Genomic DNA, 15,867 nt, shown 5'->3' on the forward strand with positions numbered 1-15,867 from the left:
AACTGCACGACCGGCACGGCCCAGAGCCGCAATTTCCCCGAAACTGCGCGATTGGCGGAGGTGCGCTCTCCCCGAGACTGCGGCGGGGGGCTGCGGTGGGCCGGGTGATGGGGTCAGTCTCGGTTCTTGGCGAAGTCGCCGATCTCCTTGAGGAGGTCCTCGACGGGCTCCAGGGTTTCGCGGGCGTCGTCCTCGGCGTCCTGCGCCCAGTTGTGAACGCGCTTCTCCAGGCTCTCGGCGCGCTTGCGCACGTCGTTCCAGCGGCCGATCAGCGCGCGTCCTGAGATGTAACCGAGGCCGTCCTGCAGCACCTTCAGCTGCTCGTCGGTGAGCACCTCGGTGTTGCGGAGTTTATCGATCTCCCGGGTCAGGTCGGCGATGAGCTGCACGGCCTCCAGCGGGCCCTGCCGCTCGGGGGTGGGGCTGGGCTTGGCGGCCTGGGTGACGCGCGGCTTGCTGGGCGTGGGCGCGGCCACCACCCCCGCGGGGTCCTCCCGCAGCGCCGACATGATCATGAGCACCCCGCTGATCATGATGATCGCCATCACCAGTGCGACGGCCAGGACGGGGGTGCGGCTGCGCTTCGGCGGCCGCACCGGGACCGGCTGGCGCGGCGCGGCCTGCATCCGGGTGGGCGGCGAGGGCACCCGCGCCGCGCCGGAGATCGCGCCGCCGGTGGGCGCGAGCAGGGTGGGGTTCGGCGCGACGGCGGTCGCGGCGGTGGTGGTCGCGACGGGCACGGACGGGCCGCCCAGCGCCTGGGCGAGGTCGGCGGCGCGCGGGCGGCGCGCGGGGGAGGGGTCCACCGCGGCCGCGATCAGGGCGGCGACGGCGGGTGGGACGCCGGGCAGCGGCGGCACGGCCGCGGTGCGGGCGTGCGCCGCGGCGAACTGCTCCCAGCTGTCGATGCCGTGGTGCCGCCGGCCGGTGACCATCTCGATGAGCAGCAGGCCGAGGGCGTACACGTCGGCGGCCGGGTCGGCGGCCTTGGCGCTGATCCGCTCCGGGGCGGCGTACGCCGGGGTGCCGATGATGAGCGCGCCGGTGGCGTCGGGCAGGCCGGTCATCGCGGAGATGCCGAAGTCGAGCACCTTCGCGCCGGTCGGGGTGATCATGATGTTGCCGGGCTTGATGTCGCGGTGCACCACGTCCCGGGCGTGCGCGGCGGCCAGCGCCGAGGCCACCTGGGCGCCGATCGCGGCGGTCCGCGGCCACGGCACCGGCCCGCGGGCCATCAGGTCGGCCAGGGACTCCCCGGTCAGCAGCTCCATCACCAGGTACGGCTCGACGTGGCCGTCGGGGAAGGCGACCTCGCCGAAGTCGTGCACCGCGGTGATGTGCGGGTGGGTGAGCTGCGCCGCCGAACGCGCCTCGCGCAGCGCCCCGGCCCGCAGCGCCGGATCGGCCGCCATCGGGCCGGCCAGCACCTTCACCGCGACCGGGCGCCCGAGCACGAGGTCGTGGGCCTGCCAGACCTCCGCCATGCCGCCACTGCCGACGCGCCGGTCGAGCAGGTAGCGGTCGTGGAGCTTCAAACCGGGGGTGAAGGCGGACATGGTGGACAACCGTACCGCGTCCCAGCAACCGGTGACACCGTTCACGGGACTACGTGACCCCCGTCCCGCGTGGTTATATTCCTGCCTATGTCTGAGACCCCCGGACCAGGGCTTGTCCCGGTGCGCCGCCGCCCGGCGGCGGCACCCGAGGTGGCACCCGCCGACGACACGCCGATTTCGCCCGATTCGTCGGCTGCGACGTCCGCGGCTCCCGCGCCGGACACCGCCGACCAGGGCGCGGCGTGGCACCGGTGGCGCCCGTCGGTGGTCACCGGGTTCGTCACCTGGGCCGCGGGCATCCTGGCGTACTTCCTGGTGACCGCCGTCGCCTGGATGCCCACCGAGGGGCTGGACAGCAAGGCCGGCCCGGTGCCGACCACGTTCGGGCAGCTGATCTCGTCGTGGAACCACTGGGACACCGTCTGGTACGTGATCATCGCGGACTCGGGCTACGAGTACGACGAGCGCAGCACCGCGTTCTTCCCGCTCTACCCGATGACCGTGCGAGCCGCGAACGCGCTGCTGCCCGGCGGCACCTTCGAGGCCGGCCTGATCGTCGGCGCGCTGGCCTGCCTGGCCGCGCTGATCCTGATGCACCGGCTGGTCACCGAGATGCTCGGCGCCGCGGACGCCCGGCGCGCCACCTTCTACCTGCTCGCCTTCCCGACCGGGTTCTACCTGGTCGCGGCGTACAACGAGTCGCTGTTCGTGGCGCTGGCGCTGGCCTCGCTCTACTGCATGCGCAAGGGCCGCTGGTGGTGGGCGGCGATGTTCGCCGGCTACGCCAGCGCCACCCGGATGGCCGGGGTCATGCTCGGCGCCGCGTTCGTCTACGAGTACCTGCGCCAGCGCGGCTTCTCCGTGCGGCGGCTGCGCGACGCGGCGCGCGAGGGCCGGCTCGGCCGCCAGGTCGCGTCGCTGTTCGACCGCAACGCCTTCGCGGTGGTGCTGGTCCCGGCCGGGCTCGCGGCGTACATGCTGTTCTGCTACCTGACCTTCGGCAACGCGCTGCACTTCCTGGAGTCGCAGAAGGCCTGGTTCCGGTCCGGGTTCACCGCGCCGTGGCTGGTCATCGGCGACGTGGTCGACCTGATCAGCGGCAGCGAGTCGATCTACCACCCCGACGCGCTGCGCAACCTCGCCAACCTGACCACGGCGCTGGCCGTGCTGGCGCTGGTGGTGCTGTCCCTGGTGGGGCCGTGGAAGCTCGGCGGCGACCACGCGTACCTGGCGATCTTCGCGGCGATCATCATCCTCATGCCGCTGTCGAACCCGATCCACACGCACTACCCGATCAGCTCGACCTGGCGCTACGCGCTGGAGTGCACGGTGGCGTTCATGGTGCTGGCCAGGATGGGCCGCAACCCGCACTTCGACCGGGTCTACACCACCGTCGCGCTGGCCCTGCAGGGCGCGATGGTCATCGTCTTCGTCCAGAACAACTTCGTCGCCTGACCGCGACGGCGAGCCGACCCGGCCGTCGCAGGCCGGGGGTAATTCTCACCCGCTCCACTGATCGGGCCGGTCGATGATGTCCGGTCGGCCGGATTGTGCTCGGCCGATCGGTGATCGACGACCGTGATTCGCCACCGCGCCGCACGGCCGGAGACCGCATCTCACCGGGGGTGACGTCCACAGGGCGTCACCCCCGCGCTGTGCTGCGGTTCCGCGCGGCGCACGTCACGCGATGACAACTGAAAGTAGTCGGGACCACCGGGGCATGCGGGGTATGGCTAACCTGCGGAGACGGTAGCTCCTGGCCGCACTCGTACTTCCCTCAAGGACGGAGTGAAGCATGACTACTTTCGGTGACGACGAGCCGGTCGTGGGCCGGGCGCGCCCACCCATGGGGCCGCCGCCCGCCCAGGGCCGCGCCGGGGTGCCCCGGCCCGACGTGCCACCCGCCGCCCCGGTGGCCGCGAGGGCACGGGTAGCGCCGCCGGGGCGCGAGAAGAGACCGGTGGCCGCCGATGCGAAGCGCCGGAAACGGCGGGCGCTGATCGCGGCCGCGATCGGCGTGGCGATCATGCTGAGCGGCGTGGGGCTGATCGCGGGCACCTACTTCTACGCCAAGACGCCGCGGCCGGAGGAGCTGGCGCTCAAGGAGAACACCGAGGTCTTCTCCGTCGACGGCAAGCAGATCGCCAAGCTCGGCGCGGAGAACCGGACCGTGGTCCCGATGGAGACGCTGAGCGAGCCGGTGCGCAACGCGCTGATCGCGGGCGAGGACAAGAACTTCTACCAGCACAACGGCATCGACCTGTGGGGCATCGCGCGGGCCGCGTGGAACAACCTGACCGGCGGCGAGACCCAGGGCGCGTCGACGATCACCCAGCAGTACGCGCGCGCCGCGGCCGACGACCTGGAGATCACGTACGCGCGCAAGATGCGCGAGGCGGTGATGGCCCGCAAGCTGGAGGAGGAGTTCAGCAAGACCCAGATCATGGGCTTCTACCTGAACACCGTCTACTTCGGCCGCAGCGCCTACGGCGTCGGCGCGGCGGCGCAGGCGTACTTCGGCAAGCCCGCAGCCGAGCTCACCGTGCCGGAGGCGGCGGTGCTGGGCGCGGTGCTGCGCCAGCCCGAGCCGAGCGACTCCTTCGCCGGCTACGACCCGCACCACAACTCCGCGGCGGCGCGGGAGCGCTGGAACTACGTGCTCAACAACATGGTCGAGATGGGCTGGCTGAGTGCGGCCGACCGACAGGCGGCGGAGTACCCGGAGAAGTCGCTGAAGCCGTACAAGCCGGGCCAGCACGCGGGTGAGTGGGGCTACCAGGACCGGCCCACCGGCAATGTGATCAACTACGTGGCCGACGAGATGCGCGCCTGGAACATTCCGGACTGGCGCAGCGGCGGCTACCGGATCACCACGTCGATCGACTCCCGGGCGCAGGCGGCGCTGGAGAAGCAGATCAACCGCACCCACCAGTGGAAACGCACCTGCACCACGAAGGACGGCAAGGAGACCTGCACCGAGACGCTGGAGAAGGCGGTCGACGCCAAGGGCACCCAGCTGGCCGGGCAGCCGAAGAACCTGATGGCGGCGGCCGTCGCGATCGACCCGCGCAACGGCCGGGTCATCGCGTACTACGGCGGCAACGACGGCACCGGGGTCGACTACGCGGGCAGCAACGGCTCCGGCGCCGAGGAGTTCGGCGGCCACCCGCCCGCGTCCTCCTTCAAGATCTACACGCTGGCGGCGGCGCTGGAGAACGGCTACTCGATCAAGAGCCGCTTCGACTCCAGCCCGCTGTCGAAGAAGAACGGCGACGAGGCCGACGTGTCGAACTCGGGCCGGGACAACGACGTCAGCTGCGGGAAGTACTGCACGCTGGAGCTGATGACGGTCAAGTCGTACAACGTGCCGTTCTTCAAGATCGCGCGCGAGATCGGCCCGGAGAAGGTGGTCGACCTGGCCAGGCGGGCCGGTGTCACCACCATGTGGTCCAACGACGGCAAGGCCCAGCACCTGGGCCAGGACGGCGCGAAGACCGGCCGCGAGACGTTCTACTACCAGGTCGGCTTCGGGCAGTACCCGATCACCGTGCTGGACCACGCGTCCGGTGCCGCCACCTTCGCCGCGCACGGCACCTACCGCAAACCGCACTTCGTGGTGAAGGTCGAGCGCAAGGACCGGCAGACCGGCGAGTGGAAGCCGGTCGAGGGGCTGGGGGAGAAGGTCGAGTCGCGCAAGGCGTTCACCACGGAGATCGCCGACGAGGTGACCTCGGTGCTCAAGCAGATCCCGGGCGTGCACTCGCTGTCCGGGCGCGAAGCCGCCGGCAAGACCGGCACCTGGGAGAACGGCCAGCGTAAGGCCAACGGGGAGAAGGTGTACCCGGGGAAGAACTCGCACGCCTGGTTCGTCGGCTACACGCCGCAGATCGCGGCGGCGGTCTGGGTCGGCAACGTCCGCCAGGAGCTGCCGATCGTCGACAAGAACGGCGACAACATCGCCGGCGCGAGGCTTCCCGGGCAGATCTGGGAGGAGTTCATGAACGAGGCCCACAAGGCCATGAACCTCAAGCCCGAGCCGCTGCCCGACGGCACCGACGGCCGGATCGGCGACCCGGACAAGGGCGACGGTGCGTCACCGGCCGCGCCACCGCCCTCACCCACGCCGAGCTGCCAGCCCGGCGAGTGCGAGCCGTCCACCGAGCCCAGCAGCTCGCCCGAGCCCGAGCCCGAGCCGAGCAAGTCCCCCTCGCCCAAGCCCAACCCGCCGTCCCCCAGCGTCAAACCCCCGAACCCCTGACGGTGAAAGGAAGGGCACCTTCTTAACGGACGTCCGTTAAGAAGGTGCCCTTCCTTTCGTTCACAGCCAGCCGGAGCGGCGGAAGGCGCGGTACATCAGGACCGCGATGGTGAGCATGAGCAGCAGGATCGCGGGGTAGCCGAAGCGCCACTGGAGTTCCGGCATGTACACGAAGTTCATGCCGTAGATGCCGGCCAGCGCCGTCTGCGCGGCGGCCATGGCGGCCCACGCCGCGATCTTGCGCATGTCGTTGTTCTGGTCCACCGACAGCTGCGCCAGCCGCGCCTGCAGGATCGAGTTCAGCAGGTCGTCGTACGTGACGATGCGCTCCACCGTACGCAGCAGGTGGTCGTTGACGTCGCGGAAGTAGCGGCGGATCTCCTTGGCCAGCCCCTCCTTGTCCTCGGCGAGCATGCCCAGCGGCTGCTGGAGCGGGGCCACCGCCCGCTTGAACTCCATCAGCTCGCGCTTGAGCTGGTAGATCTGCGCGGCGCGGTTCTGCGGCTGGTTGCCGAAGACGTGGTCCTCCAGCTCGTCGATGTCGTTCTCGAACGCGACCGCGACCTCCAGGTACGAGTCGACCAGCCGGTCGGCCACCGCGTGCGCCACCGCCCACGGCCCCAGCGCCAGCCGGTCGGGCCGCCGTTCCAGGTCCGCGCGCACCGGGGCCAGCTCCCCGGCCGGGCCGTGCCGCACCGTGATCACGTAGCGCTCGCCGATGAAGATGGCCACCGAGCCGGTCTCCACCACCTCGCACGTCTCGGTCAGCTCCGGGTGCTCGACGTAGCGGGTGGTGCGCAGCACGAACACGGTCACGTCGGCGAACCGCTCGATCTTCGGGCGCTGCCGCCGGGTGGTCGCCGCCTCCACGGCCAGCTCGTCGAGCCCGAAGCGCTTGGCGATCGGGGCGAAGTCCGCCTCGGTGGGCTCGTGCAGGCCCAGCCACAGGAACGCCCCGGGCGTCGCCCGCACCGCCTCCAGGCCGGAGTCGTAGTCGCAGGCGCCCGGTCGCCGCCGGCCCTCGATGTAGACGGCGCAGTCGACGATGCGGCCGGACAGGTCCTCCGGCTCCGGCTCGGGCGTGGCCGGGTGGGCCGCTCCCGCCGGGCGGATGCGCTCGGCGGCCTTGCGCAGGGGCCGGGCCCAGGCCCAGGAGACGCCCGTCGGGTGCTGCTCCTCGCCCACGGTCACCCCCTCCGGATGATCTTAATCGGTCACAGGCGCTGGAAAGGTGTCGCGTAGCTGAACACTCCGGTCAGCGCCGGGTCGTACGCCGACAGCGCCCGCGCCTGGAAGGCGCCGCCCCACTCGGCCACCGGCGGTACGACGTCCAGCTCCTGCGCGGGCCGGAAGCCGAACCGGGTGTAGTAGCCCGGGTCGCCGAGCAGCAGCACCAGCGGCTCGCCGAGCGCGTCGGCGGCGCCGAGCACCGCGTGCATCAGGGCGCTGCCCACGCCGGAGCGCTGCCGGTCGGGGCGTACGCTCAGCGGCCCCAGGCCCAGCACGGGCCGGTCGCCGACGCGCCCGCGGGTGCATACCACGTGCCCACGACCTCGCCGCCGACGACGGCGACCAGCGAGAGCGCAGGCAGCCAGCCCTCGTCGACGCGCAGCTCGTCGAGCAGGCCGGCCTCGACCTGCGGCGCGGGGGCGTAGCGGGGAGCGAAGGCGGCCTCGGTCAGCGCGCGCACCGCCGCGACGTCGGTAGGTTCTTCCCGTCTGATCAGCACGGGTTGATCGTGCCGTACGGCGGGTACGCGCCCTCGCCCGCCCCGTCGACCTCCGCGCTGCCGCGTACCTGGAGCTTGCGCCGGGCACGTTCGTAGAACGAGGTGTGCCCGAGGCGCACCACCCGCGCCGCGTCGGCCAGTGCGCGCACGGCCAGCCGGTCGCCGGGCCCGACGCGGCCGTCCACCCGCCCGTCGACCTCGACGGCCAGCCGGCCGCTGCGCGGCAGCACGTCCAGGGCCAGCGCCTCGTCGGCGGAAAGCACCATGGCCCGGTTGAAGCTGGAGTGCGCGGCGGCGGCCACGACCAGCACCGCCCGCACCGTCGGCGAGACGATCGGGCCGCCGCTGGAGAAGCTGTACGCGGTCGAGCCGGTCGGCGTGGCGACGATGACGGCGTCGGCGGCGTACCGCACGAACGCGTGGTCCTCGACCCGGATCGCCACCGCGGCCAGGCCGTCCCCGGGGATGCGGCACAGCGCGATGTCGTTGAACGCGGTGACCTCGCGCCCGTCCGGCAGGGTCGTGCGCACCGCGAGCCGCGACTCCACCGAGTAGTGGTGGTTGTCGATCGATGACAGCGCCGTCGGTAGGCCGTCCACATCGATCTCGGGCAGGAAGCCGAGCCGCCCGAGGTTGACCCCGAGCACCGGCGTCGCCCGCCCCGCGCCCAGCCGCATGGTGCGCAGCATCGTCCCGTCGCCGCCCAGGCTGACCAGCAGGCTGGACCGCTCGGCCAGCTCCTCCGGGCCGACCGCGACCGCCTCGCACGCGATCCGGCCCACCTCGTCGGGCAGGCCGAGCACGGTCACGTCGCGGCGCCGGGCCCAGTCCGTGATGGTCTTGATGGCGGGCGCGGAGTCACGCTCCGGATGCAGCACCAGCCCGACCGTGTGTACCAGGCCCACGCTGCCACTCTACGGTCCGGCTCGCCCCGGTCCGGCGGCTTTGGGCAGCGCCGCCCGGATCGCCGGGACGGCCAGCAGCACCGGCAGCACCGGCCCCCACGCGGGCAGTCCCGGCAGCGTCAGCCAGGCCAGCCAGCCGAGGCAGAGCAGCCCCGCGACCGGTGCGGTCCCGCGCCGGGGACGGCGGAACGCGGTGTACGCGCCGTAGGCCAGCGGGACCACGCCCAGCATCACGGCGAGCCCCGCGGTGCGCACCTGCACCCACCCGTCCGCGGCCCAGTCGTTGCTGTAGACCCCCACCGCGTACGCCCCCGCCAGCGTGCCCGCCGCGGCGGCCCCGGTCCGTGTGAGTAGCCAGCGTGTGGCGCCCGGCCCGAGCAGCAGCCCCGCACCGGCGCACACCGCGACCGTGGCCGCGACCTGCCCGGTGACCGCGTCCAGCAGCCACGCGAACGCCAGCAGCCCGGCCGCGTACCCGGCCAGCACCGGCCCGGCCGCCGCGCGCGCCGGACTCTGGGGGGCCCGCACGGCTTCGACGCGGAGATACGCCATGGCGCCCACGACCAGGCAGGTGCCGAGCAGCACCTGGGCCAGGCGGCCGAAGCGCGGCAGCTCGCCCGCCACCTGCCAGCTCGCGGTGTCGAACGGCCCGAGCCAGGCGCCCGGCAGCGCGATCAGCAGGGTCGCCCACAGCCAGGACCGGGCGGACCCGCCGCGGCGGAGATCGGCCAGGGCCAGGCAGGCGAGCACCGCGACCGCCGCCGCCACCACGAGCCCGGCCTGCGCCACGGCGGGCTGGTAGTAGCCGGTGTGCGGGTGGCCGGGCGCGCCGTCGCGCCACAGGTGGGTGACCACGTCCGCGCCGCACGCCACGGCGACCGCGCCCAGCGCCGGACCGGCCCGCCGCTCGGCGTTCCGCCGGAACCCGTCCGTGCCCGCCAGCGCGACCAGCCCGAACACCGCGAGCGCCATGAGCACCCAGAGCGGCGGCCGGTCATACGCCGTCACCGGCGCGGCGAGCGGCAGCACCGCGGTGACGGCCAGCGCCCCGGCCAGGGCGGGCCGGGTGAACCGGGCCGGGGCCAGCAGCGCCACGGCACAGGCGGCCAGCCACGCGGCGTACGCGACCGGCCCGAGCGTGGGCGGCCCCAGCGGCTCCACCCGAGCCCACAGGAATGCGCTCAGCCCGCCGGCCAGCGCCAGCGCGACCGGCGCGGCCCGGGTCAGGCCGTCGGCCAGACCGTCGACGGTGGCCAGGCCCAGCCGCGTCCGCAGGCCGCCCTCGACCAGATCGGCCACGTCGCCCACGGTGGGCCGGGTCCGGCCCGGCGGGGCCAGGTCGAGCAGGGTCGCGAGCAGCTCGTCTTCCCGCACGTCGCGATAGGAGCGCGGGTAGCACCGCAGCAGCAGGCGGTAGCGGCGCTCCAGCGGGCTCATGCCGTGGCCGTGCCGCGCACATGCTGCCGCAGCCGCGCGGAAGCCGCGCGTGCGTTGTCAGCCATCCGTTCCACCTCGGCCGCCAGCACGTCGGCGCCCGGGTCGGTGAGCCGGTAGTAGCGGCGCAGCCGGCCCTCGACGACCTCCTCGCCTTCCTGCGCCACCAGTCCCTGCTCGCTGAGCCGGTCCAGCGCGCCGTAGAGCGTGCCGGGGCGCAGTGTCACCCGGCCGCTGGAGAGCGCGGCCACCTCCTGGATCACGCCGTATCCGTGCATCGGGCCCGCGGCCAGCGCGGAGAGGATGAGAAAGGTCGGTTCCTGCAGCGGTGCGGTCACCTCCTCGACGGTACGGCGACCGGTATATACCGTCAACCGGCCGGGTGGTCCACCGCCGCAGTGCCTTTGCTCTGCACACAAATACGCACCGGTTGCGTATTTGTGTGCAGAGCAAAGTCGCGGACAGGGTCAGGTGGCGCGGGGCTTGGCACGGCGGGTGGGCTCGGCCGCGGTCGGGTCCTCCGGCCACGGGTGGCGCGGGTAGCGGCCGCGCAGCTCGGCCCGGACCTGCGGGTATCCGTTGCGCCAGAAGGAGACCAGGTCACCGGTGACGGCGGCCGGCCGCCCGGCGGGGGAGAGCAGGTGCAGCACCACCGGCACCCGGTCCCCGGCGAGCCGGGGCGTGCGGGTCCAGCCGAACACCTCCTGCACCTTCACCGCCAGCACCGGCGCGGCCGGGTCGGTGTAGTCGACGCGGATGCGCGAGCCGCTGGGCACCTCCAGCCGCTCCGGCGCGAGCTGGTCCAGCTGCGCGGCCTGCGGCCAGGGCAGCAGCGTCCGCAGCGCCGCCGCCACGTCGATCCGCTGCAGGTCGTCGCGGCGCCGCGCGCTGCCCAGCGCGCCGCCGAGCCACTGCCCGGCCCGCGCCAGCAGCGCCTCGTCGTCGACGGCGGGCCACGGCTCGCCGAGCGCGTACGCGCAGAACGCCAGCCGCTCGCGCAGCGCCGTGGCCTCGGGCGTCCAGCGGAGCAGCCGCAGCCCCTCCCGGCGCAGTCCCTCGGCGAGGGCCGCCGCGACCCGCTCCCGGTCGGGCTTGGCCAGGGGCCGCTCGGTCAGGGTGATCGCGCCGAGCTGGGTGACCTGGCGGGCCACCACGTCCCCGTCGGACCAGGCGATCTCGTCGCCGGTGGCCAGCAGCGCGGCGGCGGACTGCCGCGCGGTCGCCTCGTCGGTGGCCGCGGCCAGCCGGATGCGCGCGGAGCTGCTGCCCGGCTGCCGGTCGGCGGCGGCCACGGCCAGCCACGGCACCCCGGTCAGCGGCGACCCTGGCGCCAGCTCCGCCGCGGTGCCCCCGGCCATCAGGTACGTCCGCCCGCCGGGTGTGCGCAGCCGCGCCACCCGCTCCGGATAGGCCAGCCCCACCACCAGCGCCGCGGCGAGGTCGTCCGGGAGCCGCCCGCCGCCCGGCCGGCCGCTCGCGCGGTCCTGGTGCGTCGTCGCGCGATCCGAGCCGCCGCCGTGCTGATCCCGTGGCGCGGTGGACGCTCCACGCTGATCCGGCCGTGCGGTGGACGCTCCATGCTGGTCCGGGGGCGGGGTCGACGCTCCACGCTGATCGGGCCGTGCGGTGGACGCTCCATGCTGGTCCGGGGGCGCGGTCGACGCTCCACGCAGCGAGGCGGGGGTCAGGCGGCGGACCTCGGTGCGCCAGGCGGCGCTCGCTGCGGGGTCGGCGCCGTCGCGCAGGCGGCGCCAGGCGGCGGACAGGTCGTCGGTCGGGATCGGCGCGTCGGCGGCCAGCAGCGCGACCACCTCGGCGGCGCGGTGCGCGCCGAGTTCCGCGGACGCGTCGAGCAGGGCGCGGGCCAGGCGCGGGTGCGCGCCGACGGCGGCGATCGCGCGGCCGCGTGCGGTGACCCGGGCCTCGGCGTCGAGCGCCCCGAGCGCGGTCAGCGTCTCCCGGGCCACCTGCGCGGCGGCGGCCGGCGGCGGGTCGAGCAGGGCCAGCCCGGCCCCGTCCGCGCTGGACCAGCAGGCCAGCTGGAGCACGAACGCGGTCAGGTCGGCCGACGCGATCTCGGGGTCGGGGTGCTCCGGCAGCCGCGCGTGCTCAGCCTGCGACCAGCACCGGTACGCGATACCCGGCCCCTGCCGCCCGGCGCGCCCGGCCCGCTGGTGCGCCGCGGCGCGCGAGGCCCGGACCGTGACCAGCGCGCCCAGCCCGCGGCCGAGGTCGGTACGCGGCACCCTTGCCAGCCCCGCGTCGACGACGACGCGTACCCCCGGCACGGTGAGGCTGCTCTCGGCGACCGCGGTGGCCAGCACGACGCGGCGGCGCGGGCCCGGCCGCAGCGCGGCGTCCTGGGTGCCCGCGGCCTGCCGTCCGTGCAGCTTGAGCAGGTCGGCGCCGGGCAGGCCGCCCAGCCGGGCCGCGACGCCGTCCAGCTCGCCCGCGCCGGGCAGGAAGACGAGCACGTCGCCCTCGGTGTCGCGCAGCGCCTCGCGGATCACGGCGGCGACGTGGTCGAGCAGGCGCGGATCGACCCGCAGGCCGTACGGCGCGTCCACCGGCCCGGTGGGCGGGCGCCAGCGCTCCTCGACCGGGTAAGGGCTGCCGGTCGCGGTGACCACGGGGGTGCCCGGCCCCAGCGCGGCGGACAGGCGTGCCGCCTGCGCGGTCGCGGAGGCGGCGACCAGCCGCAGGTCGGGGCGCAGCGCGGCGCGCACGTCGGTGGTGAAGGCCAGCGCCAGGTCCGTGTCGAGCTGGCGCTCGTGCACCTCGTCGAGCAGGATCGCGCTCACCCCGGCCAGCTCGGGATCGTGCTGGAGCCGCTGCACCAGCAGGCCGGTGGTGACCACCTCGACCCGGGTGTCGCGGCCGGTGCGGCTGTCGCCGCGCACGCTGTAGCCGACCGGGCCGCCGAGCGGTGTGCCGGTCAGCTCGGCCATGCGCCGGGCGGCGGCGCGGGCGGCCACCCGGCGCGGCTCGGCCACCACGATCCGGCCCTGGTACGCGCCCGCGAGCGCGAGCGGCGCCAGCGTGGTCTTGCCGGAGCCCGGCGGCGCGACCAGCACCGCGGTGCCCGGCCCGGCCAGCGCGTCCAGCAGCGCGGGCAGCGCCGCGCGGACCGGGAGGCCGGTCTCAGCCGAGTCGGGAAGCACCCGCCCAGTCTGCCGAACCCACCCGCCGCCGGGCGTACCCCCGTCCGGTTGGCGGCTGCGGTTTCGGGGAAAGTGCACGAATCGCGGGACGCGAACGTGCAGTTTCCCCGAAACTGCGCAGCGCGAGCGGGCCGGGGCGGGCCGGGGCGGGGCAGGCGGGGCGGTCAGGGGCGGATGAAGGCGATCATCGGGGTGAGGGCGGTGGTCTGGAGGACCATGGCGGTGGCGATCACCGCGACCGGCCACATCCGGGCCGAGCGGGCGCAGACCCAGGCCACGGAGATCTGCATGAACACCGCGAGGAAGATCCACAGCCGGGTGGTCTCGCCGCGGTTGATGCCGACCAGGTCCAGAAAGGCGAGCACGGCCAGCCCGGACAGGGTGAGCACGGCCGCGGTCCGGGTGACGCCCCGGCGCACCGCGTCCCAGGCGGCCCAGCCCAGCGCCACGCACCCGGCGATGCCCGCGCACAGCGCGAAGTCGCCCAGGTTGCGCACCACCCAGACGTCGTACGGCCGGTGCGCCCGCTCGTTGAAGTCGGTCGCGTCGGCCAGCACCTCGGCCAGGTTCACGAACAGGTCGTAGCCGAACGGGGCCCGCATGCCCAGGTACGCCGCGGCGAACGCGCCGAGCGTCAGCGACACCAGCCGCAGCAGGTCGAACCCGGACAGCTCGCGCCGGTAGAGGGCCAGCGCGGCCAGCGCGGCGAAGGTAAGGCCCATCACCAGCGGCAGCGGCTCGAAGAAGAACACCAGGTACAGCGAGGCGCCCAGGCCCACCGCCCAGCCCCAGTGCGGGCGGCGCAGGAAGCGCACGAACAGCCACAGCGCCAGCAGGATCGGCAGCGGCGACACCGTGTTCAGGATCGGCAGGAAGAACAGCCGGCCCGGCACCAGCAGGCACAGGATCATGGCGTACACCGCGACCCGGCCGTCGCCGAGCACCTCCCGCACGATCAGGTAGATCAGCAGCGCGGCCAGGCTGGACAGCGCCGTGATCAGCAGCCCGAGCGCCGCGGGCGACGTGCTGACCGTGCCGAGCAGGTGGTAGAGCAGCGTCTTGCCGGGCATGTTGGACCGGGCGTGCTGCGGCAGCTCGTGCACGATCTCGGTGAAGCGGGTCAGGTACTCGTACGCGCCGAAGCGCAGCGACGGGGTGTAGAACGAGTTCGCCTTGTCGCTGGCCACGATCGCGCCCAGCGAGACCTCGTCCTGCGCCCGCAGCAGCAGCTGCAGCGGCACCGCCGTGGCCAGCCACATGCCCACGGCCAGGCGCTCCCGGCCGCCCGCGAGCACCCGGTGGGTCAGCCACAGCAGCGCCAGCACGACCGCCGCCGCGCCCGCGAACGGCAGCAGCATCTCCCATGAGAATACGCCCACGTAGCGGTAGCGCCAGGCGCCCGCGCGCGAGCCGGCGGGCAGCAGCCGCAGCGCGGCCAGCACCGCGGCCGCCACGGTCAGCCCGGCCCCGGCCAGCACGACGGCGGTCACCGCGCGCGGCGTGCGATCCGCGACCGGCACGGGCGTGGGCGCGGCAGCGGTCGGCCGTTCGACGGTGAGCAGCGGGCTGTCGGCCACGGGCGGGTCCTTCCAAGCGGGTACGCAAAGCAGCCTGCTCGGGGGAGTCAGGCACGCGACACAAGCAACGGAGCAATCCCGACCCGGATACGGCCCGCTGCGTGACACGGTCAGCCGGTGCCCGGCCGGGACGGTCGGCCACGGCGCGACGGGACAGGACTTAGGGTGATCGGCGGACCCCGAGATCCCCGGAGGCGGCGATGCACCCGTTGCGTGAGGCGTACCTGCAGGCGGCACAGGCGGCCGCGGCGCTGCTCGGCGACCCGGCCGTGGCGGCCGCGTGGGAGCGGCCCAGTGCGCTGGCGGGGTTCACCGTCAGCGGGCTCGCCGGGCACCTGGCCAGCCAGGTCGTGGCCATGCCCCGGGTGCTGGCCGCGCCCGCCCCGGACGGCCCGCCCGTCGCGCTGCTGGACCACTACACCAAGGTGCGCTGGATCGGCGCGGACCTGGACGCCGACATCAACGTGCAGATCCGCGAAGGCGGCGAGAAGGCCGCGTCGATCGGTGCCGCGGCGCTGGCGGCGCAGACCGCCGAGGCGGCACGGGAGCTGGCGGGGCTGCTCGCCGAGGCGCCGGGCGAGCGGCTGATCAGCCCGCCCGCCGGGCCGTGGGCGCTGCGACTGGACGACTTCCTGGTGACCCGGATGATGGAGATCGCCGTGCACTCCGACGACCTGGCGTACAGCGTCGGCGTGCCCGCCCCGCAGCTGCCCGGCGCGGTCCTGGAGCCGGTGCTCGCCCTGCTCAGCGGCCTCGCCGTACGCCGCCATGGGCAGGCCGCGGTGCTCCGCGCGCTGAGCCGTGCCGAGCGCGCCCCCGCGTCCGTGACCGCGTTCTGAGGAGCCGTACGTGCAGCTCACCATCGACCACGACAGCGCCGTCCCGCCGTACGAGCAGGTCCGGCTGGGCATCGCCGAGCTGATCGGCAGCGGGCGGCTGCCCGTGGGCGCGCACCTGCCCACCATCCGGCAGCTCGCCGCCGACCTGGGCCTGGCCGTGAACACGGTGGCCCGCTCGTACCGCGAGCTGGAAGCCGCGGGGCTGGTGACGACCCGGCCCCGGCACGGCACCACGGTCGCCGAGCGCCGGCCCGGCCTGCCGCCCGGCGAGGTGCTGACCCGCCTCGACGCGGCCGCGCGTGCCTACCGGGCCGCCGCCCGGGAGCTGGGCGTCAGCCTCGACGGCGCGCTGCAGGCCGTGCGCCGCGTCGACGCTGAGGACCCGGCACGCCCCTCCTGAGCGGCTGA

13 protein-coding genes are annotated in these 15,867 nt (G+C 74.4%); 4 read left to right on the plus strand and 9 right to left on the minus strand.

Annotation, left to right across the window (positions count from 1 at the left end; all coding sequences use genetic code 11):
• Window positions 1-113: 113 nt before the first annotated feature.
• Window positions 114-1,556, minus strand: coding sequence for a serine/threonine-protein kinase (locus Cba03nite_RS15325; protein WP_203746320.1), 1,443 nt, complete (start codon window positions 1,554-1,556; stop codon window positions 114-116).
• Between the two features lie 87 nt (window positions 1,557-1,643).
• Here Cba03nite_RS15325 and Cba03nite_RS15330 point away from each other — a divergent pair, with 87 nt between their 5' ends.
• Together Cba03nite_RS15330 and Cba03nite_RS15335 are read left to right on the plus strand one after the other, a co-directional pair.
• On the plus strand, window positions 1,644-3,011 hold the full coding sequence (locus tag Cba03nite_RS15330; RefSeq protein ID WP_203746322.1) for a mannosyltransferase family protein: 1,368 nt from the start codon (window positions 1,644-1,646) through the stop codon (window positions 3,009-3,011).
• Between the two features lie 340 nt (window positions 3,012-3,351).
• Entirely contained in the window at window positions 3,352-5,814 is a 2,463-nt protein-coding gene (locus tag Cba03nite_RS15335; RefSeq protein WP_239125754.1) for a transglycosylase domain-containing protein, read from the plus strand.
• Between the two features lie 60 nt (window positions 5,815-5,874).
• On the opposite strand, the gene Cba03nite_RS15340 is transcribed toward Cba03nite_RS15335, so the two are convergent.
• The 8 genes from Cba03nite_RS15340 to Cba03nite_RS39745 form a co-directional block, all read right to left on the minus strand.
• Complete coding sequence (locus Cba03nite_RS15340; protein WP_203746323.1) at window positions 5,875-6,999, minus strand: magnesium and cobalt transport protein CorA; 1,125 nt, start codon at window positions 6,997-6,999, stop codon at window positions 5,875-5,877.
• 29 nt (window positions 7,000-7,028) lie between these two features.
• Window positions 7,029-7,319 (minus strand): GNAT family N-acetyltransferase, encoded by a 291-nt coding sequence (locus Cba03nite_RS39735; RefSeq protein ID WP_239125755.1) that lies wholly within the window; start codon window positions 7,317-7,319, stop codon window positions 7,029-7,031.
• Window positions 7,298-7,543 (minus strand): GNAT family N-acetyltransferase, encoded by a 246-nt coding sequence (locus Cba03nite_RS39740; RefSeq protein WP_239125756.1) that lies wholly within the window; start codon window positions 7,541-7,543, stop codon window positions 7,298-7,300. Before Cba03nite_RS39740 ends, Cba03nite_RS39735 begins: the two co-directional genes overlap by 22 nt.
• The gene (locus Cba03nite_RS15350; RefSeq protein WP_203746325.1) at window positions 7,537-8,448 is read right to left on the minus strand and encodes an NAD(+)/NADH kinase; all 912 of its coding nucleotides are present in this window, start codon (window positions 8,446-8,448) and stop codon (window positions 7,537-7,539) included. The genes Cba03nite_RS39740 and Cba03nite_RS15350 overlap by 7 nt, the downstream gene beginning before the upstream one ends.
• Before the next feature lie 9 nt (window positions 8,449-8,457).
• On the minus strand, window positions 8,458-9,885 hold the full coding sequence (locus Cba03nite_RS15355; protein WP_203746327.1) for a hypothetical protein: 1,428 nt from the start codon (window positions 9,883-9,885) through the stop codon (window positions 8,458-8,460).
• A complete protein-coding gene (locus Cba03nite_RS15360) occupies window positions 9,882-10,220 on the minus strand; it encodes a PadR family transcriptional regulator (RefSeq protein WP_203746329.1) in 339 nt (112 codons plus the stop codon). Before Cba03nite_RS15360 ends, Cba03nite_RS15355 begins: the two co-directional genes overlap by 4 nt.
• Before the next feature lie 129 nt (window positions 10,221-10,349).
• On the minus strand, window positions 10,350-13,043 hold the full coding sequence (locus Cba03nite_RS15365; protein WP_239125757.1) for an ATP-dependent RNA helicase: 2,694 nt from the start codon (window positions 13,041-13,043) through the stop codon (window positions 10,350-10,352).
• A 164-nt stretch (window positions 13,044-13,207) separates the two neighbouring features.
• Entirely contained in the window at window positions 13,208-14,620 is a 1,413-nt protein-coding gene (locus Cba03nite_RS39745) for a glycosyltransferase family protein (protein ID WP_239125758.1), read from the minus strand.
• A gap of 200 nt (window positions 14,621-14,820) precedes the next feature.
• On the opposite strand from Cba03nite_RS39745, the gene Cba03nite_RS15370 reads away from it, so the two are divergent.
• Both Cba03nite_RS15370 and Cba03nite_RS15375 read left to right on the plus strand, forming a co-directional pair.
• Window positions 14,821-15,459, plus strand: a complete 639-nt coding sequence (locus tag Cba03nite_RS15370; RefSeq protein WP_203746333.1) for a maleylpyruvate isomerase N-terminal domain-containing protein — start codon at window positions 14,821-14,823, stop codon at window positions 15,457-15,459.
• A 10-nt stretch (window positions 15,460-15,469) separates the two neighbouring features.
• Window positions 15,470-15,859, plus strand: coding sequence for a GntR family transcriptional regulator (locus tag Cba03nite_RS15375; protein ID WP_203746334.1), 390 nt, complete (start codon window positions 15,470-15,472; stop codon window positions 15,857-15,859).
• Window positions 15,860-15,867 lie beyond the last annotated feature (8 nt).

Origin of the sequence: Catellatospora bangladeshensis (assembly GCF_016862575.1) — a bacterium.
Classification (GTDB): Bacteria; Actinomycetota; Actinomycetes; order Mycobacteriales; family Micromonosporaceae; genus Catellatospora; species Catellatospora bangladeshensis.

Bases quoted from the DNA above. Each gene is read 5' to 3' on its own strand.
- Cba03nite_RS15330 (WP_203746322.1), top strand. From the start codon at position 1,644: ATGTCTGAGACCCCCGGACCAGGGCTTGTCCCGGTGCGCCGCCGCCCG.
- Cba03nite_RS15325 (WP_203746320.1), bottom strand. From the start codon at position 1,556: ATGTCCGCCTTCACCCCCGGTTTGAAGCTCCACGACCGCTACCTGCTC.
- Cba03nite_RS15370 (WP_203746333.1), top strand. From the start codon at position 14,821: ATGCACCCGTTGCGTGAGGCGTACCTGCAGGCGGCACAGGCGGCCGCG.
- Cba03nite_RS15335 (WP_239125754.1), top strand. From the start codon at position 3,352: ATGACTACTTTCGGTGACGACGAGCCGGTCGTGGGCCGGGCGCGCCCA.
- Cba03nite_RS15355 (WP_203746327.1), bottom strand. From the start codon at position 9,885: ATGAGCCCGCTGGAGCGCCGCTACCGCCTGCTGCTGCGGTGCTACCCG.